Raw genomic sequence first — 24,888 nt, forward strand, 5'->3', positions numbered from 1 at the left:
ATCCCCCACTTCTTTCTTCTATAAACTATCCCTGTTCTTCTTTCACCGAACAGTTCCATTTAACAGTATCTAAGCCAGATGCCTACCGTAGCCACAACCATAACAATGATCGTTGCCGGAACTGCACTCTTGCAGTATCTGCCCCAGCCAATAATATGACCTTCTTTTGCCACTACCGACATACCTACTACATTGGCAGATGCTCCGATCGGCGTTGCACTTCCTCCAATGTCAGTTCCCATGGACAGTCCCCACGCCAGTGTGGAAATATCAATACCATTTAACGCTGCCAGGCTCTGAATAACCGGAACCATAGTAGCTGCAAATGGGATGTTATCTACAAATGCACTTGCAATTGCAGAAATCCAGATAATGATTGCCACCATAATATACAGGTTACCGCCACTGATTTTTTCGATCACACCTGCAATCAGTTCCAGAATATGTGTCTGTTCCAGTCCTCCGACAACGACAAACAGACCAATAAAGAATAACAGCGTCTTATAATCCACCCCTTTGATAACGTCCATTTTATTTTTGGAAGTCAGAAGTGTCACCACCGCAATTCCAAGACCGATAGTCGCCACCGTCAGGCCGGTCTGAGCATGTGTTACCAGAAGTACCACCGCTGCCAGGAAAATCACTGTACTGACTACAAAACTTTTTTTATCTTTGATTGCAGACTTCGGATCCGGATACTCCTTCACCGTTGTATGCTGTCCAGTCGCAGATAATTCCTTACGGAAGCAGAAATAATAATAAATCACCACCAGAATCAGTGAAATACCTGCCAGCACTCCTGTATTGGTAATAAAATCTGCAAATGTCAGCTGCAGGGAAGTTCCCACGATAATATTTGGCGGATCCCCGCACATCGTCGCTGATCCCCCCAGATTCGCGCAGAAGATCTCTGCCAGAACCATTGGAACCGGATCAAATTCCAACAGCTGTGAGAGTTCCAGTGTAACTGCTGCAAGGAATAAAATTACTGTAATGCTGTCAATAAACATTGCAAGTACTGCTGACATAATCATAAATGTAATAAAAATGGGAATGACCTGGTATTTTACCGCTTTTGCAATGGACATACAAAGCCAGCGGAAAAATCCGGCTGCTGCCATTCCCTCTACCATAATCATCATACCTGCCACAAAGATAATTGTAGCCCAGTTAATACCCCCTGTACTTTCTGAAGCTTCTCCCGATACAATCCAGAAGTTCTTCGTAAAGATTCCTGCAAGGTTCAGTGTTTCTGTCACTGCGGATGTACTGTGCATACAGACACCAAATACCAAAATCAGTGTCAGTGCGGCACATCCCAGTGTGATGATGTGACGTTCGAATTTTTCCATAATAATTAACAGAAACATCACCAGAAAAATTGTTACTGCTGCAATTTGTGCTGCCATCTCTTTCGCCTTTCTCTCTCCTCTTGTATTTTTACAACATTCGTATTATATACGTTTTTTGTACTTTTTTCAATACAAAATTCAAGAATTCTACTACTAAAGATCACCTTCAAGAAGTACCTCAAACTGCTCCTGCGGCACTGGTCTCGAGAAGTAATATCCTTGGAAATAGTCGCATCCATTCTCCTTCAGGAAATCAGCCTGTTCTCGTGTCTCCACACCTTCTGCAACCACTCTCATCCCCAGTCTGTGTGCCAGTTCTATGATTGAAATAATAATATTATCATTTTTCGCATTCGTGCCGATCTTTCTGGTAAATCCTATGTCAAGCTTTAACACGTCAAACTCATATTCCCGTATGGTACTGAATGAAGAGACTCCACTTCCAAAATCATCCATCAAGATAGATATTCCTCTGCTGTGTAATGTTTTCAAGAATTTCATTCCCGCCTGCGAAATAGTGGTATAGGCTGACTCCGTAATCTCATAACTGACCTGTGGTTCATCTTCTCCCGTACTCTTAATGTCTTCCAGAATAAGCCGCATGATATTATCATCCATCAGATCCATTCTGGACAGATTCATAGCAATCTTCACAGTCGGAAGCCCTTTTAACTTTCGCTCCTGCAGAAATTTGTAGACCTTGTGGTGAATACAGGTATCCAGCATGGTAATATGTCCGCTCTCTTCCAATGCCGGCACAAACTTTCCTGGTAGCATAACTCCATGCTTCTCTGAATTCCATCTTGCAAGAGCTTCTGCCGATATTATCTTTTCTGTATTGGCATCATAGATCGGCTGATAATAGATCTGTATCTCCTCATTCCTGATGGCATCCTCAAGCTGGCTGATTGCTATACTGGTCTGTTCATAGTCTGCTTTCATCTGATCCCGAAAAACAGCATATGGCTGTACGTACTGATTCTTTATCCAGTTCTTCGCCAGTTTTGCCCTGTCATACATCTCTGACACACTTAATGTACAGTGCTCCGGTATCAGATAGATACCACATATTCCATAAATATCCACTTTCATACTTACTTTTTCATAGACACTGTGTAAAAGTTCTGCCAGTCTGGCATAATCCAGATTCTTCTGTTCCACCAGTGCAGCAAAACTGTCTGCTTCCATTCTTGCAAGAAGAATCGGCTGCAGAAAGCTGTTTCTCAGAGAATTCATTTTCTTACGCAGAAGCAGATCTCCCGTCTCATATCCGAACAAATCATTAATTGTCTTAAATCTGCTGATATTAAAATGCAGCATGGCAAACTTTTCTTCCGGATTCGCTGCCAGTATCTTAGCAGCATGATGCATGTACCCTTTGCGGTTCAGTCCTCCGGTTACCGGATCCCGTTCCTGTTCTTCCTTCATGTCATCTACCGCTACCAGAACAATCTTCTCTTCTCTGTCAAACCAGTAATAGGTTACACATTCCATCTGATCTGACTGATTATATACCTGAAAACAGTATTTCCCTCCAACTTCCATATTTTCTCTGATTGTCTCAATGGAAGCACATCTTCCAAATACCTTCCTGCAGGCCAGATCTACCCTTTCATCCATCATATCTTTCAGAACTTTTTCGTACCGATACTGTGCACCTCCATCCCATGATTCATTCTTTCCGCATAATACCGGGAAGGAAATATATCCACTCTTCAAATCTAACAACCCCAGTACCATATAATGATCCCGACAAAGAATGTTCCATATCTTCTGCTGTATATTTCCCTGTTCTTCCCGAAGCTGCTTCTCCATTGTAGTCTTTTCCTTCCACTCTGTCTATGCTATATGCATAAATACTCTTATATCACATCTTAGCACATATAACTTTTTTTTACCAGAGGGCAGCAAAATCCTTTATCACTTTTTCCTATTTTTCTCACAAATTTTGTATTAATTTTAAATATTTTTCACGCAAATCCAGTGTTCTGCCGAACTGAGTAAAGGTTCTATCTCCTAATTGTTTTACCGGCATAATGCCCATCAGCGAATTGGTTACAAAACATTCCTCATAGTGATTTAACATTTCCTGATAAATCACTGTCTCTTCTGTCTCTTCTGTCTCGCAAAGATACTCTCTTATAATCCCCGGCAGAAGCCCACAGCCCATTGCCGGTGTCTCAAGCTTTCCACCTCTCACGAAAAAAATATTGCTGACCGTTCCTTCCGAGATTTCTCCACAGGTGTTCAAAAAGATACGTTCGTCCATACCTGCTTCTGCGGCCGCTCTTTTTTCCAGAATGCAGTCTCCATAGTTCATGGTCTTATAACACACCAGTGGTGATGTCTCATTACGCCTGATTTCACTGAAATCCATCACAAATCCCTGTCGATACTGTTCTTCCCTGTAATGATTGCCCCGTACCTGAAAAACCACATTTTTCTCAGAAAGCATTATTTTCAGTGCACTATGCTGTTTTTCTTCTTCTGCTATATTAACCAGATAATCCAGCACCTTTTCACAGGTAATACCACGTGATTCCAGGCCGCCAAGTTTCAAAAATTCTGCCGCTTTTTCCAGTCTGTTTAAATGTCTCTCAAGAAATACCGGGTGGCCATGTTCCAGGGCAATTGTCTCAAATGCCCCCAGTCCAAACTGATACCCCTGATCCAATTCTATCTTCATTGTAATGCCTCCAGTATTGCTTTTGCCTTCTGCAAAGTCTCCTCGTATTCAAATTCCAGATCTGACTCCGCTGTAATTCCACCGCCTACTCCCAGGTGATACTTTCCATCTTTATGTAATGCTGTACGTATGACAATGTTAAAGTCACAATCCCCGTCCAGGGTCAGATATCCTATAGATCCAGTATAAAGATTCCGTTTTCCATGTTCCAGTTCATCGATAATCTCCATGGCACGATACTTTGGCGCCCCTGTAATCGATCCGCCCGGAAAAGCAGCTTCCAGCAGATCCATCACGTTTTTGCCATCCTGAAGGATTCCCTCAATATCCGATACCAAATGAAAAACAGTAGCATATTCTTCCACGGTAAACAGTTCCGTTACCTTTACACTTCCCGGTACACACACACGGTTCAGATCATTTCTCTCAAGATCCACAATCATCAGCAGCTCGCTTTTATCCTTTTCTGAATTCTGTAATTCCGCTCTCAGCATCTGGTCTTCTTCCGGTGTTTCTCCTCTTTTTCTGGTTCCTTTAATCGGTCTGGTATGAACCGTTCCTTTTCTCATACGCAGGAATCTCTCGGGTGAGGCACAGATGATCTGATACTCTCCGTAATCCAGGTACCCGCCAAACGGTGACGGATTTGCTCCTCTCAGATCATAAAACACATCCAGTGGTTCTTTATCGCTCTCTATTGTGAGTTGCTGCGTCATATTGGCAATGTAAATATCTCCTTCTATGATGTACTGAATCATATCTGACACAGCCTGCTTATATTCTTCTTTTTCAAAATTTGGAAAAACTGCTATTTCTGCTCTGTCTTTTGTTCTTTCTTCTCTCTGTTGTATGGCTTTTTTACAGCGCTGCTCTGCTTCTTCCAGCATTTGTGCGGCATCACCGGTAATTCCGTCTGCAATCAGCCAGATTTCTTTGCTGTGACAGTCTTCTATTATGAAAAAATCATAAAAAGTCACTGTTGCATCCGGTATATGGACAATCTCTTCTTCTCCTGACAGAATCCCCTGTCTTTCTCTTCCGTAATCATAGGAAAAATAACCAATAGCACCGGATAACAGAGGCAGCTCACTGTCATTTTTATCCACATGCTCTGCCAGATATATCTTCATATAGGATTCAAAAGTCTGTTCCTTCTCTTCCTCCCCGTTTACAGTAAACAGTTCTCCTTCCTTTACCAATTTCAGATAAGGGCATCGTCCAATGATCGAATATCTTCCAAGATGATTTACCAAAGAGGAATCCAGAAATACACAGTCTTTCTCTTCCTGATAGATCCGGAACAGTTCTGCTGCCGGAATATAAGTATCCAATTTTTTTCTTTTTCTCTGTTTCTGATACATACCTTCTAGTCTCCTTTATGCAATATGCGCTTTTTTCTGTGCTTCTGCAATCAGGCAGAAGTTCTCCAGTAACTTATGTCCATACTCTGTCAGCACCGCTTCCGGATGGAACTGCACGCCGAAAACCGGCCATTTTCTATGAGAAATTCCCATAACTGCACCATCCTGCGCTACTGCATCCACCTGATATTCTGAAGGCACTGTATCCTGTTCCACGACCAGTGAATGGTATCTGGTTACTTTGTAATCAGACGGCAGCCCCCGAAAAATTCCTGTTCCGTTATGGTGAATCTGTGTCACCTTGCCATGCATGGGACATGCACCCTTCTTCACAGTTGCACCACTGCAGTATCCGAGCACCTGATGTCCCAGACAAACTCCCAGAATCGGGATTTGTCCCTGAAACTGTCTGACCGTTTCCACGCAGAGCACCGCATCCCACGGACGCTTCGGCCCAGGTGACAGAATAATCCCCTCTGGCTGCATTTTCTCAATATCCTCCAGTGTAATTTCATCACATCTTTTTACTAAAATCTCTCTTCCCAGTTCCTGGAAATAAGCTTTCAGATTGTATACAAAAGAATCATAATTATCAATCATTAAATACATTGTTCCTCTCCTCCTTAAACGACTATGTGAAACACGCAAAAAAGGGATAACGAACAGCATACAAAACGTATGCACAGTCGTTATCCCAATTGGTCCGTAATCTGTGTCTGTAATTATTTTTATCCTACCATACTCTGTACTTCCCAGTCAACCATATTCTGACAGGGAATTCTCAGACGTATCTGTTCCGTATCTTCACAGGTATGTAGTTTTTGGACAGTTACATCTTTTCTAAAAATACTTCCAGAATACCGCCACATACCATGCCCTCTTCTTCAGCCTCTTCTGTAGTCAGATCCACTTTGATCAATATGGCGTTTTTCTCTGGCTGGATCATCAGCGCTCTCGCCTCTGTAATCACTTTTGCTTCCAGACATCCACCACCTATGGTTCCGGTCATTCGCCCATCTGCAAAATCAGCATCTTTCTTTCCACATTCGGCGCTGCCGCTGATAATGCTTCCAGTATATCTTTCATTTTACTTTCCTCTTTTACCAGTTCTGTGTTTTTTCATCAATATCCTGAAGTTCCTGAGATGAAGTCTCACACAGCACTACCTGATCCAGATGTTTTTTTACCACCTGTTTTCCACCGGTATCCCCCTTCAGTTCCATGAGTTCCGGAAAGTACCGTTTATCCAGAAGCACAGGATTCCCTAAGCAGTCTTTTGTCCCGGCGCAGATGATCTTTTCCGGATTCTTCACAGCCAGCTCCAGCATCTGCTCTATAGTCTGTGCTTTTAAGCCCGGTTGATCACAGACTGCAAACAGGATTCCCTGAAGTTGTGGATTCTGCTTCCGACAGGTTTCTATTCCCATTTTCAGTGATAAGGAAATTCCCTTTTCCGGCTCTGTATTCTCCGTAGGCAGCATACCGTGCCCCTGTGCATAATCCAGAATCTGCGGGATCCTGCTGACCACTGTTCTGGTGCACATGGAGAAAACTTCCATCTGATCCAGAAGATACCGAAACATTGGCTTTCCGTTCTTCTCTGCCAAAAGTTTATTTTCCTGTGCTTCTCCGTACCGTCTGGAGCTTCCGGCTGCCAGAAATACCATCCCATACTGTGAAAATAAAATCGTACGAATGGCCTGTGCCACACCTTTTCCGATCTTTCTTGCCTTATCGGAAATCATGTGTACCAGAGACGGTTCCATTCTGGGATCTACATCTCCGATCTTCATTCCTTTCGTGATCTCCACTCCTGTCTGAAGCATTCCACGAATAATACCGTCAATCTGTGCATAAACAGGATGTCCACCTGTGACAGCCAACAACTCTCCTTTTCGCACAACATCTCCGATCTCTGCCACCGGCTCCATTATTCCATCTGCAGAAGCTTTGATCAGACGCTCTATCGCATAACCACCTACCATGCCCGGCACTCCGGTATTCGGAATTGCTCTGCCCTCATAAATAGGCTGTCCCAATGTCAGCCCCCGCTTAGTTTCAATCACTGCATGGCAGTCGTAACCTGCCGTAAATCCAGGTCCAAGTGCGATCACACAAGGACCATCTGTCATGCTGGTTCCCATATTCTTTTTTGCCATGATCGCATCTACAATCACATCAAAGTGCATTTTGGTCCGAATCTCGCCCTCCGGATCCGTCAGCACAGCGATCTGATTTTTCTGAAGTGCAGCCTCTGCCTCGTTTTCATTGGAAACCAGCAGGGCTGTATGTCCTTCTATTACCGCTTTTCCTTCATATACTGCTCTGGAACAGGCTACCTGTCTGCGCACTGTCAGTGGAACTTCTATCTCAGTCATCACAATCTGATATCCCCGTTCCTTCAATTCCGCTGCCACACCGGTAGCCAGATCTCCGGCCCCTCTGATCAATATTCTAAGTGCCATATTTTTCTTCCTTTATCTGTGTCTTCCAACAAGTGCGATGTGATAGACACCTGTGAAATACCATATTCCAGCATCTTCGCTCCCGTTATCATGGCCTTCCTCACCTGCTGTGGTGTATCTGCCTTATTTAAGATCACATGATAGAACCGGTCTCCCACCAGTTTCTTTCCTCCCTGGGGACTGGCTGCCAGAACTGCCAGATCTACTTCTGTCAGCTGGTCGTTCTCTTTTTTGCCAAGGATCTCCGCCACCCTGTGGCTGCGAAAACACCGCTCACCAATTGACTGATCTAATCCATCCATTCCATATACCTGAATCACTCTGGTGGTCTCCGGCAGAATCACCGGTTCATGCGCTTCCGGAGCTTTTATCGGAAAACATTTTGCTCCGTCTGCTTCCAGCAAAAGCCATGCTCCAGTCTTAAACACTTTCTGTAAAAATGCTTCTGAGAATCCCTTCATCTTTTCTTCTGAAACCGGTTCACCCATCCAGACTGTACCACATCTTTGATAAATTTCAAGAAAGCTCTCCAGTGATGGAATCCCCAGAAAGCTCTCGTTTTTTTCATATTGCATATGAGTGGTGGTAGAAACGCCATGAAAAACATTCCGCTCCATGCACTCTTTCTGCAGCCTTCGAATCACAGTAGTCTTACCCCCTCCTCCAGTCAGGGACAAAACTTCCTGGTGATCCACATTGACCCCCAACGCGTCAAACAGACTGGACTCTTTCTGCCATCCGTCTTCCCGCCAGCTCAGAATCATGTTACTCTTCTCCTGCTATGGCCATGGCAATCTTCTCTCCTGTCATCGGCAAATCTCTCATCCAGTGACCCGTTGCATTATAAATGGCATCTGCCAGTGCCGGTGCCGGTGTATTGATTACAATTTCCCCAATGGATTTTACTCCAAACGGTCCGGTCGGTTCAAAGCTTGGGCGGAATTCCACTCGCAGTTTTCCGTAATCCATTCTGGTCGGAATCTTATACTGCATCAAAGAATTGTTATATAACTGTCCTTTTTCGGAATACTGTATATTCTCAAATAACGCCATACCGATTCCCTGTCCCAGACCGCCTTCCACCTGTACTCTTGCCAGGTTCGGGTTTACCACAGTTCCGCAGTCTACCACGGCCGCATAATCCAGGATCTCTACATGACCGGTCTCTTTATCCAGTTCAATCTCTACCGCACCTGCCATATATGGAGGCGGTGATACCGGAGACGTATAGCTCTCTGTCACCTGAAGTGCATAGTCATTAGAACACTGTGCCTGATATCCGATCTCTTCGATGGTCACTGATTCACCTGTCTTCACATTCTTTGCCACATGGCCGTCATAATCCACATCCTCCAATTCACAGGACAGCATTCGTGCTGCCAGTGTGCGGATTCTCTTTTCCAGCTCTGTGCTGGCCCGTACTACTGCCTGACCGGTAATATAGGTGGTGCTGGATGCATAAGATCCTGAATCATAAGGTGAAAAGTCTGTATCTGCACCGGATACAAAGATTTCATCGGTGGTTACGTTCAAACAGTCTGCTGCCATCTGAGACAAAATGGTGTCACATCCGGTTCCCATATCTGCTGCTGCTATGGTTAATTTGTAACTTCCATCTTCATTTAACATAATGGTAGCGGATCCTACATCCACATGGGAAATACAAGAACCCTGCATGGCCATAGCGATTCCCACAGAACGTACCTTTCCATTCCCCATATCCTTACATGGGAACTTTTCTTTCCATCCGATCATCTCAGCCGCCCGCATCAGGCACTCATCCAAACGACATCCAGATGCTATCTCATTATCATAAGCCATCATGCACATACCCTGACGTACCACATTTTTCATACGGATCTCTACCGGATCCATGCCAATCTTACCTGCCAGTTCATTGACTACAGATTCCAGGGCAAACACGCCCTGAGTGGCTCCGTAACCACGGTAAGCGCCCGCTGCACAGATATTGGTATATACCACATCAAAGGTATGACGGTACGCTTCCAGATTGGCTGTATACAGCGGAATGGACTTATGCCCGGTCAGACCTGCCGTCGTCGGTCCATGATCGCCATAGGCACCTGTATTGGAAAGGTTATAGACTTCAATGGCACGGATAGTTCCATCGTTATTGGCGCCCACCTTTACGGTCACTTCCATCTCATGACGCGGGGAACCGGCAATCTGGCTTTCCTCTCTTGAATAAAGCAGCTTGGACGGCTTCTTTGTCATCCAAGTCACAAATGCCGGATAAATCTCTGACACTACGGTCTGCTTTGCTCCAAATCCCCCTCCGATACGCGGTTTCATGGAACGTACCTTGGACTTTGGAATACCAAGAGCCGCAGCAATGATTCTTCTTACATGGAAAACGATCTGGGTAGAACTTAAAATAACCAGTCTTCCATAAGTATCAATATAACAACAGGTCCGGAATGTCTCCATCATGGCCTGATTTACTGCCGGTACATGAAAAGTACGTTCCAATGTAAGATCACAGTCCGCAAAGACCTTCTCTACATCCCCTTTTTCATCTTCCATATGCGCGCACAGATTTCTGTGATTATCTGCCCCTACCGGGAACATCGACTTCCAGTTATCCTCTGGATGTACCAGTATCGGGTTATCCTTTGCAGTATGGTAATCCAACACTGCCGGAAGTACTTTGTATTTTACCTTAATGCGCTTCATGGCAAGGTCTACACATTTTTCATCTTCTCCTGCCACGATTGCCACTGCATCTCCCACAAATCGGACATGCTGATCCAGAATCAATCGGTCATAAGGGCTCCATTCCGGATAGGTCTGCCCAGCCTGAGCAAACCGGTTCTTCGGCACATCCTTCCAGGTATAGATGGCTTCAATACCCGGTACCTTCAGGGCACCGGCAAGGTTTACTTCTTCTATTAACGCATTGGCATGGGGACTTCTGAGCACTTTGACAATCAGACACTCCTTTGGTGCCAGATCATCCATATAGACTGGTTTTCCGGTCACCAGTGCCATAGCATCTTTTTTTCGTATTGGCTGTCCTACTTCGCCCATGATGCCCCTCCTTCTTTTTTATATTTTATAAATTCATGAATGCCACGAAGCTGCCCTTCGTATCCGGAACAACGGCATAAATTGCCAGCCAGATAACGTTTAATCTCTTCATCTGTCGGCTCCGATGTTTCCCGGAACAAAGCAATGGCATTCATAATCATGCCTGGGTTGCAGAAACCACACTGCTCTGCACCCTGATCGGCAATAAAACGGCCGAATTCTTCCGCCTCCTTCTGCAGTCCTTCCAGAGTCTCCACCTTCTGTCCGTCTGCTCTTGCTGCCAGCACCGCACAGGAAAGGACTGGTTTGTCATTTAAAAATACCGTACACAGTCCACAGTTCGTGGTCTCACATCCACACTTTACACTATAGCAGCCATGCTCTCTGACAAACTGATACAGGGTCATATCTGCACTGATGTCTTCGATTATCTTTTTTCCATTTAAGGTAATGGTTACAATCATACTATACAAGCTCCTTTCCCTGTATCTCTTCTGCTGCCCTCTTTAACAGGACACTCGCCAGATGCTTCCGATACTCTGCAGAAGCACGCATATTGCTTCCATATGCAAAAGAATCTGCCAAAGCTTTCAACGTATTCTTTTCCATATCTGTGACAATTCGCACTTCTGCTCTCTGCGGTCTGGCGCCGACAGCTGCTTTCACACCATTTTCTGCCTGCGCCATTGCCACAGCCAGTACCGGGAAATCGGTCTTCGTGTTACGATACGACTGGTAAGCATAATGTCCCTTTGTCTTTTTTACAATGACTCTTACCAGAATATCATTATCCCGTTTTCCGGATGCAAATTCTGCCAGAGGGCATACCCCTCCTCTATAGAGCTCCACGTAAGTATCCAACACCAGAAAGGCGGTCAATACATCTGAAAAACCAAATCTCCCAAACAGACTGCCTCCAATAGTTGCCGAATTTCGGAACTGTACTCCAACAATATCTTCCACAGATCTGCGGATCAGACCTTCAAAACAGGTATTTAATCCTGTATGAAGTTCCAGTTCACGTAAAGTCACCATACAGCCTATGGAAAATTCTTCTTCCGTCTCTTCAATCTTATCCAGTCCAAGACCAGACAGATCAATAGCCTTCTGAATCTGAATGTTGCTCATACGCATCCAGAGCATCCCGCCCAAAATTCGGTTAGTTCTTTTCTGGTTCAGTTCATAGGCTTCTTCCAGACTCTGTGGTCTGACAATTTCTTTTATCTTTAACATCACTGCTCTCCAGTCATTTTTACTTATAACGAACCTATGCTTCTTCCTTTGGAAGCACAATATTTAATACCATAGCTACCAGAGCTGCCGGTACGATTCCGGATCCGCCGAAAATCAGCTGAACGGACTGTGGCAGTCCTGCCAGCACACCGCTGTTAGAGCCAAATCCATAACCAAGTCCCAGTGCTACTGATACGATGGTGATGTCTCTTGCAGTCATTTTCTCTCTTGTAATCAGCTGAATACCGCTGACTACGATGGATGAGAACATCATCACTGCTGCGCCGCCCAGTACGCTCTGTGGCATAATGGAAATCAGGGCAGACAGCTTTGGAAACAGTCCGCAGAGAATCAGGAAAACGGCTCCTGTAGCCAGCGCGAAACGGTTTACAATCTTTGTCATCGTTACCAGTCCTACATTCTGGCTGAATGAGGTATTTGGCAATACTCCAAATAACGCAGCCAGTGAGGATCCAATACCATCACATACCACACCACCAGAAAGCTCTGTGTCGGTAGCTTCTCGATCCATACCACCTTCGATGACACCTGAGATATCTCCTACCGTCTCTACTGCAGTTACTACGAACATAATCAAAACTGGTAAGATTGCTCTTGCATCAAATACAATCTTTACCGGCATCAGTTTTGGCACTGCAAACCAACTGGCATCTGCTACCTTGCTCCAGTTCAGTACCCACGCCTTGGTGTATTCCACACCTTCTGCGTCGATTCCTGTCGTTGGAAGTACTGCCGCCATAATCGCAGCCACTACATATCCGACAATAATACCGATCAGTACAGAAGATGCGCTGGTCATTCCTTTAGTTCCATGCTTTAATGCAATAATTACAATCAAGACAATAGCACCCAGAATCAGGTTCTCTGCAGAACCATAATCTTTTGCGGCACTTCCGCCCCCAAAGGATCCCACACCTACAGAAATCAGTGACAGACCTATGGACAACACAACGGTTCCTGTCACTACCGGTGGGAAAAACTTACGTAAAGGCTTAATCATAAATCCAAGTACACCCTCAAATAATCCACCTATCAGAGAAGCTCCCATGATGGCACCGTATGCCAGCACACCGCCTCCCATAACGGATGCCACACTGTTACAGACACCGATAAATCCGGAACTGGTTCCCATAATGATTGGCACCTTGCCGCCTACCGGTCCGATAGCAAATAACTGAATTAATGTTACAATTCCTGCAATCAGCATGGCATTTTGCAGTAAGGTAATCTGCACATCTGCAAATTCTGTTCCTGATCCAATTCCACATGCTCCCGTGATAATCAGGATCGGAGTAAGATTTCCCACAAACATGGCAAGTACATGCTGCAGTCCCAGGGGTATGGCCTTTTTCAATGACAGCTTCCCGTAAAAATCGTACTCTGGTCCTTTGTTTTCCAACTGACTCATTTTCTTCTCTCCTCTTTTGCATTGTTTTCCATTTTTTATTATAGAGTAGTTCTTGACAAAAGTATAGAATTTTTTGCGAAAAAACATTATAATAGAAAAAGAATTTGTTTTTTGGAGGTATTATTATTATGGCATGGTACGATGAAGCTGTTTTTTATCATATATACCCACTGGGTCTGACAGGAGCGCCGAAGCAGAATGCTTATGAGAAGCCGGTTCACCGGCTGAACACCCTTCTTCCCTGGATCACTCATATCCACAATCTTGGATGTAATGCTCTGTATATCGGGCCACTGTTTGAATCTGTAGGACATGGTTACGAAACAACCGATTATAAGAAGCTGGACAGTCGTCTGGGTACGAATGAAGACTTAACTGATTTTGTAAAAGAATGTCACCGTCAGGGTATCCGGGTCATTCTGGATGGCGTATTCAATCACACCGGACGCGATTTTTTTGCATTTAAAGATATTCAGAAGAACCGTGAAAGTTCTCGCTACCGCGACTGGTACTGCAATGTGAATTTCTATGGCAACAATGAGTATAACGATGGTTTTTCCTACGAGAACTGGGGTGGCTACAACCTTCTGGTAAAGCTGAATCAGCGTAATCCAGAGGTCAAAGATTATATCTGTGATGTAATTCGTTTCTGGGTGAAAGCATTCGATATTGACGGTATCCGTCTGGATGCTGCAGACGTTCTGGATTTTGATTTCATGAAGGCTCTTCGTCAGACTGCCAATGAAGTGAAGCCAGAGTTTTGGCTGATGGGTGAGGTCATTCACGGAGATTATATCCGCTGGGTCAATGAAGGAACCCTGCATTCCGTTACCAACTATCACTTGCATAAAGCCCTGTATTCCGGACATAACGATCACAATTACTTTGAAATCGCGCATACCGTAAAACGCCTCTATGAAATGGGTGGTAACCGTCCGGATGGACTGAAGCTGTATAATTTTGTGGACAACCATGACGTAGAACGTATCTACACCAAGCTGAATAATAAAGCACATTTTGCACCGGTGCATATCCTGATGTATACCCTTCCGGGTGTTCCTTCTATCTATTATGGTTCCGAATTCGGTATAGAAGGCAAGAAGGAATACGGCTCTGACGATTCTCTCCGTCCACAGCTGAATCTGAATGATTATAAAGATGCCATTACTTCCAACCCATGTACTACACTGATCGCTGCATTAGGAAAAGTACGCGCAGCTGTTCCTGCACTTTCCTATGGCGACTATCAGCAGCGTGTACTGACCAACCGCCAGTATGCATTCACCAGAAGCTGGAATGGATGTACTGTGGCTGTCACTGTCAACAACGATGACAACGAAGCTGATTTCTGGGTACCGGTAGACAGCAGTGAAACCTATGTCGGTGCTCTGACTGGTGCGAAAGTGCTGCCGGAAAGTGGACAGATTCATGTCACCGTTGGTGGAAACTTCGGAGAAATCTGGGCTCCTGAATCTGCACTGAATGGTGAACAAGTTACAGTTTCTGTAGAGACGACTGTATCAAAAGAGGAAACAATGAAAGACACTGCCGGAAAGGTAAAGACAACTGCTGCGGATAACATTGATCTAGCAACGGATGCTGTAAAAGAATCTACTGAGACGGCTGATCCGAATGAGGTGAAACGTACTACGCCTTCACTGGAAAATACGATTACAGGACCTGCTGATAACGCTGATGCGACACCAGTAACCTCTGCTGCTGAAATTTTATCGGAAATTCCTGACGAAGCAGCCGATTCTGTAAAACCGGAAAGTTCAAGTAATCCTGAAATCAAAGCCGAAAAAGTTCTTGATCTGAACAAACCTTACGAGGAAATGTCCGTAGAAGAACTCCAGGCTGCTATTCTGGAAAAACTGGCGAAGAACGGTCCTGTTACCGACCAGATGCGCAGAGATGTAGCAGAAAATATTTATCCTAATTCCCTGCTGAACTGGGTAAAGAGTTTCCGTTAGATATTTTCATCAAATTTTAAAAGGTGTAAGGTCTTTAAATTCAATAAAGACTTTACACCTTAGATATTGTTATTCAGTTATTTTATTCTCTCTACAAAGTAATATCTTCAACCGATACCCCCAGCGAAGACAGTTTTGCAATATGAGAGATCTTTTATATTGTCTCTATCTGAGGCTTATGGAAGAAAACAGATCTCTGGCATATGCTCTTGCAGTTTCTTCATTCGAACTGTATACGCTGAACTGCACAATTTCATCATCAACTGCCGGAAATGCGAAGGATATCTCCGTACCATTTTGTGCTTCAAATGCAACACCTGTAACTCCATTTGCATCTGCATAGTACGGCTGATATCCGTTTTCCAGTAAATACTCATAGATCCCTTCTTCTGTAGGTTCATAGGACTGATACCCGGCATAAATTGTGATACTTGCATCTTCACAATAATATTGTCTGTTTATGCCACTGGAAATCGTTTCATTAGTTTCCTGAGTCCTGTTCCAGTATACCGGCAGATATGCCTCACATCCAAAACCAGTATTAATCCATTCACCGTCATACACATAATTCATGTCATTCTTATCGTATCTGATTCTGTCAACATCATCCCCGCTTTCAGATGATGGGGTAAAATCGCTGTCACTAAGAAGTTCCCATTGAATGGAAAGATTCTTCAATTCTTTATAAGATGCTACAATATCATCGTATTCTGATCTTGATATTTCATTTGATTCATCCGGCTCACTTCCTCTGTAACAATCCCCCATTCCCATATAAAACATTTCATCCAGCAGGGTTCCCTCGGCCATTCCAGGATTCAATTGAAAGAACAGGTCTCCACCTGCAGACAGTCCTCCACTGGTCCAGTGACATCTCATAATATTTCCATCACAGAAAGAATAGTCGCTAAACGATTTTTCCTGTGAAGCATCCAGACGATCAACGTCAGTTCCATCCGTACCATAAACAGCCTTAATCTGATACTTTTCTGCCTGCTGCTCTGTTGCTTCATACCGAACCGCAATCAGCAATTCTGGAAGTCCGTCATCGCAGAAGTCATATTCTGCATAATAAATATCCTCCCCACGATAAAATGTAAAGTACGGGTCAAAAGTACTTTGCACATATGTGTATTCACTCATATTTTCAAAATTTTCCTCTAACGCTTCCTGGTATTCCTGTAAAACCGGTTTATATGCATCACACACAACCATATCTTTTCTTCTCCTTTGTATTGCTTTATTTCATAATATCTCACTCTGCGTACTTGTCAATATGCCCATACTGAGAAAAAGTGCAAAGCCTTTACTTTCCATAAAGACTTTACACCTTAGTTACTTACAGGCTATTTACATTTTTTCTTCCAGATCAGAAAGATCACTATTCCGGTCAGACAGAGTGCGCTGATGATCAATCCCGGTATGAGGTATGGTGTGCAGTAATGCATCTCTACCACATGCTCTCCCGCATCCAGTTCCAGACCACAGAACATACCATTTGCCTGCAGCACGGCCTGTTCTTTTCCGTCTACATATGCTTTCCATCCTTTGCTGTACGCCATGGACAATACCAGTATTTTCTTCTCATCCAGTGTAATAGTGCCTTTTACAGTATTTTCATCAAACTCCACATTTTCCAGTATGTTTTCCTTCAATGCTTCTGTCTGCTGATCCAGACTTTCCATTGGCTGTTCTGCCAGATACAGATTCTCGATAGTGAAGACTCCGGCTTTCCGGAATGTCAATGTCACCTCAGAGGAAGCATCTTCATGATATCCTGTGTTATATAAAAAGTTTTCTTTGCCACTGTAGAAGCTGTTCCGTTCTGTATAGACCGTTTCCTTCTTTTCCACGTCATCTCTGGTAACCGTCATTCCAAACTTGGTCGCTTCTCCGTCATAATTCAGCCCTTCCAGTACCAGGTAAGTTTCGCAGTTCTCCACCCCCTGATAATGCAGGGTAATGGATGCTCCGCTTTTCCCTACCACATACTGATTACCTTCGATCTGGATATCTCCGTCTGTAGTGATCTCATATTCCGGTTCCACATCGTTAAAGACAAGACTTGTCTGCGCAAGATCTGTGTCGTATTCTGTTTCACCTTGTATGTAAGCGCCCTGGAGCAGTGCCTGCTGTTTTTCTGTCACGGACAGTTCTTCCCAGACTTCACGGGTAATGACACTGTCGCAGGTATATCCAAATGGCAGTGTCTGTTCTGTCTTATATACGGTATATTTTTTATTCTCCGCCACTTTTTCATCATAGCCATATGGCAGATATTCTTCATGTCCTTTCTTGACAATAAAATACCTTACTCCGGTAAGCCGATCCAATATCGTACGTCCATCCAGTCCGTCATACATCTGTTCAATCGGATTGGACGTATCCATTTCCCGGAAAAATTCTGCTACAGCCCCGTTTGTAACACTGTAATAAAAATCTGTACTGTAGAGACGGTTCTGCATTGCCGTATTTTCTCTGGCAATATTGCCGTACTGATCATAGCGGTAAAAAGTATCTGTATCTTCCAGTTCTTTTACAAGATTGTTCTGTGCCTGATTTGTCAGCCACGCATACGGAGCACCTTTTGCACGAAATGCTTTGAGATAATTGGTCTGATCCGGTGAAAACAGAAAATACGCATTTCCGGCTATGGAAACAATCGTTGTCACCACCATCGCTGCCGCAAAGAACTGCTGTTTTTTCATTCCGGAACAGATCAGAAGGATCACTATCGTAACTGCTGTCATGCCAATCCCCAGCCAGCCATGAAGGGTTGCATACTTACTTAAGAGAAGCTGTGCCGCAGGCAGTACCACACATCCAATCACTGCCAGAGTTCTTTTCTCACTTTTTTTCAGTTCCAGGAAATCCGGATACAGTTTCACCAGAATATATGCCAGTAGCATACCATAAGCCCAGATCCAGCGGTTAGACACATAAGAGAATCCATTCATCACATGTCCTGCATATGGTATCAATAACAATGCTGTCAGCACCACCCATCCCCATTTCAGTTCCCGGTGTTTTTTTCTGCTCACCAGCAAAATAAACAACGCCACCAGTATGATTGGTGCAAAACCGGTTACTGTATAATATCTGGGACTTGCCGCTATATAATCCACTCCGAAAAAATCATTCAGCAACCGTGCATAATGTGCCAGTGGATACAGAACCGGGATGTAGTTTTTGGCTGACATGCGGCCTGTGCCTAACACATACATGGCAGAAGGAAGAAGAATCGGCATCGCGATCCCTATTCCCAGAAAGGACCATCCTGCAAACTTCAAAAGCCAGGGCACCACCTCTTTGATACGAATTCTCCCATAGATCATAAGATAACGGAACACCGCATAGATCACCATCACAATGGCAATCATATAGAAGAAATAGAAATTGCTGATGGCACTGATGGCTGTCATTCCCACAAAAAGCCATGGTTTCTCCCTGTTAAAAATCTTATCAATTCCAATTAAAATCAGTGGTAAATAGATCATTGGATTGATAAAATACGGATGTCTCGCCCCGCAGAATAACACAAATCCGGAAAAACAATAGGTGACTGCTCCAAGAAGCACTCCGTTTCCCTGATTCTTATGATAACGACAAAACATAATAAATGCCATACCTGACAGATAGATACGGATCACAATCAGTACTGCATACAGATACTCTGTCCGTGACCCTGGCACCAGAACAGCAAGCAGGGTCAGTGGATCTCCTATGGCATAATAATTCAGTGTCGTCAGAATATCGGAACCAAATCCAATACTCAGGTCCCACATTGGAAACACAAACCTGTGCTCCCTTATCAGAGTCATCAGAATCTTCCGAAGATATTTCCCATAATATGCCAGTGTATTGAAATGCTGGAAAACTCCGTCAAAATCCCATACAAAAGACTTACCGTAGGCTACCAGCCAGCCAAATACCAGTATTCCCGTAACCAGAAAGCAAAGTGTATATTTAAAATAGATACTTTTCCTACTCTCCAACTTTTTTCCCATTCATATGATCCCTTCTTCTTACATCAACGGCGCAAATAAACGCAACAGACTTCCTGCCAGTTTCTTCCATGCTGGCTGACTGTTATAGACCTCTTTTGTGACTTTTTCGCATGACTTCAATGACTCCTGAAAATCTGCTTCAATTGTGGATATTTCTTTATTCTTATACAGAAGTGCCGCACACTCAAAGCTCAGATACAGACTTCGAAAATCCATGTTGATACTTCCCACTACCGCTTTTTCATCATCTGACACAAAGACCTTCGAATGCACAAAACCTGGCAAAAATTCATAGATCTCAACTCCTGCATCCAGCAATTCATTGTAAAAAGTCCGCGCCAGAATAAACGCATACTTTTTATCTGGAATATGAGGCATAATAATCTTCACATCCACGCCACGCTTTGCTGCATAAGTCAGTGCCACGATCATATTATGATCCAGCACCAGATACGGAGTCATAATGTGCACATACTTTTTTGCTGTATTTAAGATATCCAGATAAACCAGTTCGCCAACCTGCTCATCATCCAGCGGATTATCATCATACGGAATCACAAATCCTTTTCCCTCTTCACTGCACTTCGGAATTGGCATCTGAATGTATCTGCGGTATTCTTCCAGCAGATGATCATCCACCTTTTCTCTCTCCGTCTTGGAAAGTTTCACATATTCCACTACATTCCACATCTGAAGAAACATCAAGGTAAAGTCTCTTACCGCATCTCCCTTTAACATCAGGCAGGCATCCTTCCAATAACCAAACCGTTCCTTCTGGTTGATGTACTCATCTGCCAGATTTATTCCTCCGGTAAATGCCGTATGCCCATCCACAACCATAATTTTCCGATGATCTCGGTTATTCTGCACTGTAGATAACAGAGGTACAATTGGTGAAAATACCTGGCATTTGATTCCTTCTTCATTCAGATGTCTGGCGTAGTGAACCGGAAGGCGGAAATAATCACTCATGCCATCGTACATAATACGTACTTCCACACCTTCTCTTACCTTCGCCCGCAGGATCTCCAGTATGGTTTCCCACATGTATCCCTGATCCACTATGAAAAATTCAATAAAAATATAATGCTTTGCTGCAGACAGCTCCTGCAATATCACATCAAAGGCACTCTCACCGCTTGGATAATAACGCGCTGTGGTATTGGTATGCACTGCACTGTTGCTTACCTTACGCAGATAAGATATCATATTTGCCATCTGAGGTGATTCTGCTTCCAGAGAAGCCCTGTCTTCTTCTTTCTGCTCCGAAAGACTGGCTGTTCTGGCCACTTCTTTTACCACCTTCTGATTCAGTAGATGGCTCTCCAGCTGCAGATGAAAATACAGATAAAACAGTGCTCCAAATACCGGTACCGTCAGAATCGGAACCATCCAGGCAATTTTAAATGCAGGATTTCCTTTACGGTTAATCAGATATACGCTAAGCACGAATCCAAGAAAAATGGATCCACCATAAATAGCGAATATATAATTACTCAGGAACCGAAATCCCACCAGAAGCAATCCTATCTGAAGCAAAATCAGCATCAGCAGGATACCGGTACGCCCAAAGATAACGCTTAAAACGCCTCTCTTACCACGATTCAGATGTTCCTTCTGTTTCATCAAAAACTGTTTTTTCTTCTCCACTCAAACTCCTCGATTCTTTACTTTCCCTGCCTTATCAGTGTTTCTCTCCAATCATCTCTAAAAATTCATCTTCCGTAAGCACCGGAACCCCAAGCTGTTGTGCTTTGGTCAGCTTGCTTCCAGCATTCTCACCGGCAAGTACATAATCGGTCTTTTTGGATACAGATCCTGACGCCTTTCCACCATACTGAAGGATCTTATCAGTGGCTTCCTTTCTGCCCATAGTCGGCAGTGTCCCTGTCACTACCAGTGTTTTTCCACTTAACACGCCGCCTTCAGCCTGCACCGTTGCTTCCATTCGAACGCCTTCTGCTGCCATCTTCTCCAGGAGCTTCCGGTTCTCTTCGTCTGCAAAAAAGTCATAAATCGAGCATGCACTGATCTGCCCGATATCAGGCACTTCTTCCAGTTCTTCCACAGTTGCCGCCTCCAGTTTCTCTATAGAACCAAAATGCTGCATCAGTTCCCTTGCTGTTGCCTTACCCACATTCGGGATGCCCAGCCCTGCCAGCAGATGCTGTGGTTCCTTTTTCTTAGATTCTTCTATGGCAGCCAGCAGCTTATCGGTATTCTTTTCCTTTCCGATCAGACCTTTTTCGATCAGTTCCTCACGATAGTTCTTCAGAGTAAAGATATCTGCCACATTCTCCAGATATCCCCGGCGAACCAGCTCTACAATATAATTTTCTCCAAATCCTTTGATATCCATGGCATCTCTGCCTACAAAATTGATAATATGGCGTTCCTTCTGTGCAGGACAGCTGATACCGGTACATTTAATGTCTGCCGTTTCCTTTTCCCTCACTGCCGGAGCTCCGCACACCGGACATCGATCCGGAATCCGGAACTTCACCGTACCATCCGGCCGTTTTTCTTTTACTACTGCCTTGATCTTCGGAATGATCTCCCCGGATTTATATACTACAATAGTATCTCCGATGCCAATATCCAGATCATCGATAAAGTCCTGATTATGCAGGGTTGCTCTGGATACGCTGGTACCACACAACCGGATCGGATCAAAGATTGCCGTTGGGGTAATTCTTCCGGTACGTCCTACGGACAGCTCAATATCCCGAAGCACAGTCTCTTTTTCTTCCGGCGGATACTTATAAGCCACTGCCCATCTCGGAACCTTGGATGTCTCTCCCACCGTCACACGATCCTGCAGATTGTTTAACTTCACCACAGCACCATCAATATCATAGCCCAGCTTTCCACGCTGCTCTCCGATTTTCTGAATGGCTTCCCATACTTCTTCTCCTGTAGTACAGATCTGATAGTTCTCAATTACTTTCACGCCATTGCTCTTTAAATACTCATAGCCTTCTGTATGGGTAGTAAACGTTCTGCCCTGAGTTTCCTGAATATTAAAAATAAACATGGACAGATTGCGTTCTTTTGTAATCTTGCTGTCCAACTGACGCAGGGTTCCTGCCGCACAGTTTCTCGGATTGGCAAAAGTCTTCTTTCCCAGCAACTCCTGCTTCGCATTTACTGCATCAAAAGCCTCATTTGTCATATACACTTCACCGCGAATCTCGATATAAGAAATCGGATGCTTCAGCTTCTTCTTCACATCTTTGATTACACGGGCATTCTCTGTTACATCCTCTCCCTGGATAATGCCGTCTCCTCTGGTGATTGCTGTGGTCATCACACCATCCGTATAACGGATTGCCATGGAAAGTCCGTCAATCTTCGTCTCAACTACAAATTCCGGATGATCCAGTTGTTGCTGCATACTCTCTACGAACTGCATAACCTCTTCTTTGGAAAACACATCCTGAAGACTGAGCATCGGCACTCTGTGGCGCACCAGTACACCTGCTTCTCTCTTTGCCGTTCCACCCACATGCTGGGTCGGAGAATCCGGGGTGATACGCTCCGGATGTTCTGCTTCTAACTTCTTTAATTCCTGCATCAGCATATCGTATTCATAATCTGTAATCTCAGGATCGTCCTGATTATAATAACGGTCAATATGATAATTGATAATCTCCCGTAATTCGTCTATTCTGTCTTTCATGATCTGGATTCCTTTATTCTTTCATATAATTCTTCGATTTCCCGGTCAGATACTTCCCGGTACTCTCCTGTTTTCAGATTTCCCAGAGAAATATTCATGATACGTACTCGCTTTAACCGCAACACCTTACAGCCGCATGCCTGACACATCCGGCGGATCTGCCGGTTCAGCCCCTGCGTCAGAATAATGGAGAACTTTTTTTCTCCAATCTTCCTCACCTTACAGGGTCTGGTCTTTACTTCTAGCTGGGACAGCCATACCCCCTGCTGCATTTTCTGAATAAACTTTTCTGTCACCGGGCGGTCAATCTCTACCTCATACTCTTTCTCATGATAGTTTCCAGCCCGCATGATTTTATTCAGAATGTCTCCGTGATTCGTCATTAAAAGCAGCCCTTCGGAATCCTTATCCAGTCTCCCGATGGGAAAGACTCTCTTGGGATAATTCAAAAATGCATCAATGGTAGTATCCCCCCACCGGTCATCGGTACTGCAAAGTATGCCCCTCGGCTTGTTTACAGCCAGCAGGATCATCTCCTTTTCCCGCTTTGCCTGCTGTCCTTCCACCGTTACCTTCTGAGTGGGAATCACTTTCTGACCTGTGGTTGCCAGCCTGCCATCCACAAAAACCTTCCCCATCTCAATAAGCCGGTCTGCTTCCCTTCTGGAACAGATCCCGGCTTCGCTCAAGTATTTATTCAGCCTGACAGGCTTGTTTTCATCTTTTTGTTCAAACTCCGACTGCATTCGGTTGTTATGCATAAATCTTTCACGCTCCTCAAAGATTCATTAAGTATAACATTTCATTGCAATAATTTCAACACTCGCCTATACTGGTTTATATGAGATAAATACAAGGAGATACGGCTATGAAAGAGTCTATTTATACCATCCCTCTGATGGATGCTTTTCGTTCCGAAGACGAATGTCCTTTCTGTTTTCTGGAACGTCAGATTGAGGAACATTCTATTGATTTCGTTCTGGGAAGTGGCGCTTCTTATATGGAAGACGATATTCGTGCCCAGACGGATGCTGCCGGTTTCTGCCGCCATCATTATAAGAAGCTTTACGATTATGGCAACCGTCTGGGCGCTGCCCTGATCCTGAGTACTCATTTTCATAAATTAAATGCAGAACTGGATACGGAGATTAAAAAATTCACTCCCGGAAAAAGCAGTCTGATGAAGCGGTTTAAAAAAAGCGGTTCCGAAGATGCACCTGCCACTTCTATCGGTCAGTGGGTACAAAGTCAGACTTCCCACTGCTATATCTGTGACCACATCCGTTCCGATTATGAACGATACCTGGACACCTTCTTTGAACTGTACAAAAAGGAGCCATCCTTCAAAGAACTCTTCGAAAACAGCAAAGGCTTCTGCCTGACTCATTTTGGTGATCTGGCAGATCTTGCTGACAGCAGGCTGGGAAATAAAGAAAAAGACGCCTTTTACCCTGCACTTTTTCAGCTTATGCAGGAGAATCTGAAGCGTCTGGAAGACGAAGTACTATGGTTTACTGAAAAATACGATTACCGAAACCGTGATAAAGACTGGGGTACCTCCCGTGACAGCATTCAGCGGTGTATGCAGAAAGACCGGGGAGGGCATCCGGCTGACCCTCCTTATGAATCAGACCGGTAGATCTGGACACGCAAAC

At 44.2% G+C, this 24,888-nt stretch carries 19 protein-coding genes; 2 read left to right on the plus strand and 17 right to left on the minus strand.

Annotated elements, in window-relative coordinates:
• Positions 1-59: 59 nt before the first annotated feature.
• The 12 genes from H8716_RS13785 to H8716_RS13840 all read right to left on the minus strand — a co-directional run bounded on the left by H8716_RS13785 (position 60) and on the right by H8716_RS13840 (position 13,574).
• On the minus strand, positions 60-1,409 hold the full coding sequence (locus tag H8716_RS13785) for an ArsB/NhaD family transporter (RefSeq protein ID WP_249309636.1): 1,350 nt from the start codon (positions 1,407-1,409) through the stop codon (positions 60-62).
• 96 nt (positions 1,410-1,505) lie between these two features.
• A complete protein-coding gene (locus H8716_RS13790) occupies positions 1,506-3,167 on the minus strand; it encodes a putative bifunctional diguanylate cyclase/phosphodiesterase (RefSeq protein ID WP_249309637.1) in 1,662 nt (553 codons plus the stop codon).
• A gap of 124 nt (positions 3,168-3,291) precedes the next feature.
• Positions 3,292-4,038 (minus strand): aminotransferase class IV, encoded by a 747-nt coding sequence (locus H8716_RS13795; protein ID WP_249309638.1) that lies wholly within the window; start codon positions 4,036-4,038, stop codon positions 3,292-3,294.
• Entirely contained in the window at positions 4,035-5,399 is a 1,365-nt protein-coding gene (pabB, locus tag H8716_RS13800) for an aminodeoxychorismate synthase component I (RefSeq protein ID WP_249309639.1), read from the minus strand. The genes H8716_RS13795 and pabB overlap by 4 nt, the downstream gene beginning before the upstream one ends.
• A 15-nt stretch (positions 5,400-5,414) precedes the next feature.
• Positions 5,415-6,008 carry an anthranilate synthase component II gene (locus H8716_RS13805; protein WP_249309640.1) on the minus strand — a complete coding sequence of 198 codons (594 nt, stop codon included), beginning with the start codon at positions 6,006-6,008 and terminating at the stop codon, positions 5,415-5,417.
• A gap of 220 nt (positions 6,009-6,228) precedes the next feature.
• Positions 6,229-6,465, minus strand: a complete 237-nt coding sequence (locus H8716_RS13810) for an XdhC family protein (RefSeq protein ID WP_330606637.1) — start codon at positions 6,463-6,465, stop codon at positions 6,229-6,231.
• A 34-nt stretch (positions 6,466-6,499) separates the two neighbouring features.
• A complete protein-coding gene (gene yqeB / locus H8716_RS13815; protein ID WP_249309642.1) occupies positions 6,500-7,864 on the minus strand; it encodes a selenium-dependent molybdenum cofactor biosynthesis protein YqeB in 1,365 nt (454 codons plus the stop codon).
• The gene (gene yqeC / locus H8716_RS13820) at positions 7,846-8,628 is read right to left on the minus strand and encodes a selenium cofactor biosynthesis protein YqeC (RefSeq protein WP_249309643.1); all 783 of its coding nucleotides are present in this window, start codon (positions 8,626-8,628) and stop codon (positions 7,846-7,848) included. The genes yqeB and yqeC overlap by 19 nt, the downstream gene beginning before the upstream one ends.
• Position 8,629: 1 nt before the next feature.
• Positions 8,630-10,912 carry a xanthine dehydrogenase family protein molybdopterin-binding subunit gene (locus H8716_RS13825; RefSeq protein WP_249309644.1) on the minus strand — a complete coding sequence of 761 codons (2,283 nt, stop codon included), beginning with the start codon at positions 10,910-10,912 and terminating at the stop codon, positions 8,630-8,632.
• Positions 10,900-11,376, minus strand: coding sequence for a (2Fe-2S)-binding protein (locus tag H8716_RS13830; protein ID WP_249309645.1), 477 nt, complete (start codon positions 11,374-11,376; stop codon positions 10,900-10,902). Before H8716_RS13830 ends, H8716_RS13825 begins: the two co-directional genes overlap by 13 nt.
• Position 11,377: 1 nt before the next feature.
• Complete coding sequence (locus H8716_RS13835; RefSeq protein ID WP_249309646.1) at positions 11,378-12,145, minus strand: FAD binding domain-containing protein; 768 nt, start codon at positions 12,143-12,145, stop codon at positions 11,378-11,380.
• Between the two features lie 34 nt (positions 12,146-12,179).
• On the minus strand, positions 12,180-13,574 hold the full coding sequence (locus tag H8716_RS13840) for a uracil-xanthine permease family protein (protein ID WP_249309647.1): 1,395 nt from the start codon (positions 13,572-13,574) through the stop codon (positions 12,180-12,182).
• 128 nt (positions 13,575-13,702) lie between these two features.
• On the opposite strand from H8716_RS13840, the gene H8716_RS13845 reads away from it, so the two are divergent.
• Positions 13,703-15,547: an alpha-amylase family glycosyl hydrolase gene (locus tag H8716_RS13845; protein WP_249309648.1), complete on the plus strand. Its 1,845-nt coding sequence runs from the start codon at positions 13,703-13,705 to the stop codon at positions 15,545-15,547.
• 165 nt (positions 15,548-15,712) lie between these two features.
• On the opposite strand, the gene H8716_RS13850 is transcribed toward H8716_RS13845, so the two are convergent.
• The 5 genes from H8716_RS13850 to H8716_RS13870 all read right to left on the minus strand — a co-directional run bounded on the left by H8716_RS13850 (position 15,713) and on the right by H8716_RS13870 (position 23,994).
• On the minus strand, positions 15,713-16,762 hold the full coding sequence (locus H8716_RS13850; protein WP_249309649.1) for a hypothetical protein: 1,050 nt from the start codon (positions 16,760-16,762) through the stop codon (positions 15,713-15,715).
• A gap of 131 nt (positions 16,763-16,893) precedes the next feature.
• The gene (locus tag H8716_RS13855) at positions 16,894-19,554 is read right to left on the minus strand and encodes a YfhO family protein (protein ID WP_249309650.1); all 2,661 of its coding nucleotides are present in this window, start codon (positions 19,552-19,554) and stop codon (positions 16,894-16,896) included.
• Between the two features lie 18 nt (positions 19,555-19,572).
• Positions 19,573-21,180 (minus strand): cardiolipin synthase, encoded by a 1,608-nt coding sequence (gene cls, locus H8716_RS13860; RefSeq protein WP_249309688.1) that lies wholly within the window; start codon positions 21,178-21,180, stop codon positions 19,573-19,575.
• Positions 21,181-21,238: 58 nt separating this feature from the next.
• Positions 21,239-23,233, minus strand: a complete 1,995-nt coding sequence (ligA, locus tag H8716_RS13865; RefSeq protein WP_249309651.1) for an NAD-dependent DNA ligase LigA — start codon at positions 23,231-23,233, stop codon at positions 21,239-21,241.
• Positions 23,230-23,994 (minus strand): pseudouridine synthase, encoded by a 765-nt coding sequence (locus tag H8716_RS13870; RefSeq protein WP_249309652.1) that lies wholly within the window; start codon positions 23,992-23,994, stop codon positions 23,230-23,232. Before H8716_RS13870 ends, ligA begins: the two co-directional genes overlap by 4 nt.
• Before the next feature lie 107 nt (positions 23,995-24,101).
• Between H8716_RS13870 and H8716_RS13875 the strand changes: the two genes are divergently transcribed.
• Positions 24,102-24,872, plus strand: a complete 771-nt coding sequence (locus H8716_RS13875; RefSeq protein ID WP_249309653.1) for a DUF6062 family protein — start codon at positions 24,102-24,104, stop codon at positions 24,870-24,872.
• The last annotated feature ends 16 nt before the right edge of the window (positions 24,873-24,888 follow it).

Origin of the sequence: Jingyaoa shaoxingensis, from assembly GCF_014385005.1 — a bacterium.
GTDB lineage: Bacteria > Bacillota > Clostridia > Lachnospirales > Lachnospiraceae > Marvinbryantia > Marvinbryantia shaoxingensis.

Excerpts from the sequence above, each read along its gene's own strand:
- H8716_RS13785 (WP_249309636.1), bottom strand. The coding sequence starts at position 1,409 with ATGGCAGCACAAATTGCAGCAGTAACAATTTTTCTGGTGATGTTTCTG.
- H8716_RS13790 (WP_249309637.1), bottom strand. The coding sequence starts at position 3,167 with ATGGAGAAGCAGCTTCGGGAAGAACAGGGAAATATACAGCAGAAGATA.
- H8716_RS13795 (WP_249309638.1), bottom strand. The coding sequence starts at position 4,038 with ATGAAGATAGAATTGGATCAGGGGTATCAGTTTGGACTGGGGGCATTT.
- pabB (WP_249309639.1), bottom strand. The coding sequence starts at position 5,399 with ATGTATCAGAAACAGAGAAAAAGAAAAAAATTGGATACTTATATTCCG.
- H8716_RS13805 (WP_249309640.1), bottom strand. The coding sequence starts at position 6,008 with ATGTATTTAATGATTGATAATTATGATTCTTTTGTATACAATCTGAAA.
- yqeB (WP_249309642.1), bottom strand. The coding sequence starts at position 7,864 with ATGGCACTTAGAATATTGATCAGAGGGGCCGGAGATCTGGCTACCGGT.
- yqeC (WP_249309643.1), bottom strand. The coding sequence starts at position 8,628 with ATGATTCTGAGCTGGCGGGAAGACGGATGGCAGAAAGAGTCCAGTCTG.
- H8716_RS13825 (WP_249309644.1), bottom strand. The coding sequence starts at position 10,912 with ATGGGCGAAGTAGGACAGCCAATACGAAAAAAAGATGCTATGGCACTG.
- H8716_RS13830 (WP_249309645.1), bottom strand. The coding sequence starts at position 11,376 with ATGATTGTAACCATTACCTTAAATGGAAAAAAGATAATCGAAGACATC.
- H8716_RS13835 (WP_249309646.1), bottom strand. The coding sequence starts at position 12,145 with ATGTTAAAGATAAAAGAAATTGTCAGACCACAGAGTCTGGAAGAAGCC.
- H8716_RS13840 (WP_249309647.1), bottom strand. The coding sequence starts at position 13,574 with ATGAGTCAGTTGGAAAACAAAGGACCAGAGTACGATTTTTACGGGAAG.
- H8716_RS13845 (WP_249309648.1), top strand. The coding sequence starts at position 13,703 with ATGGCATGGTACGATGAAGCTGTTTTTTATCATATATACCCACTGGGT.
- H8716_RS13850 (WP_249309649.1), bottom strand. The coding sequence starts at position 16,762 with ATGGTTGTGTGTGATGCATATAAACCGGTTTTACAGGAATACCAGGAA.
- H8716_RS13855 (WP_249309650.1), bottom strand. The coding sequence starts at position 19,554 with ATGGGAAAAAAGTTGGAGAGTAGGAAAAGTATCTATTTTAAATATACA.
- cls (WP_249309688.1), bottom strand. The coding sequence starts at position 21,180 with ATGAAACAGAAGGAACATCTGAATCGTGGTAAGAGAGGCGTTTTAAGC.
- ligA (WP_249309651.1), bottom strand. The coding sequence starts at position 23,233 with ATGAAAGACAGAATAGACGAATTACGGGAGATTATCAATTATCATATT.
- H8716_RS13870 (WP_249309652.1), bottom strand. The coding sequence starts at position 23,994 with ATGCATAACAACCGAATGCAGTCGGAGTTTGAACAAAAAGATGAAAAC.
- H8716_RS13875 (WP_249309653.1), top strand. The coding sequence starts at position 24,102 with ATGAAAGAGTCTATTTATACCATCCCTCTGATGGATGCTTTTCGTTCC.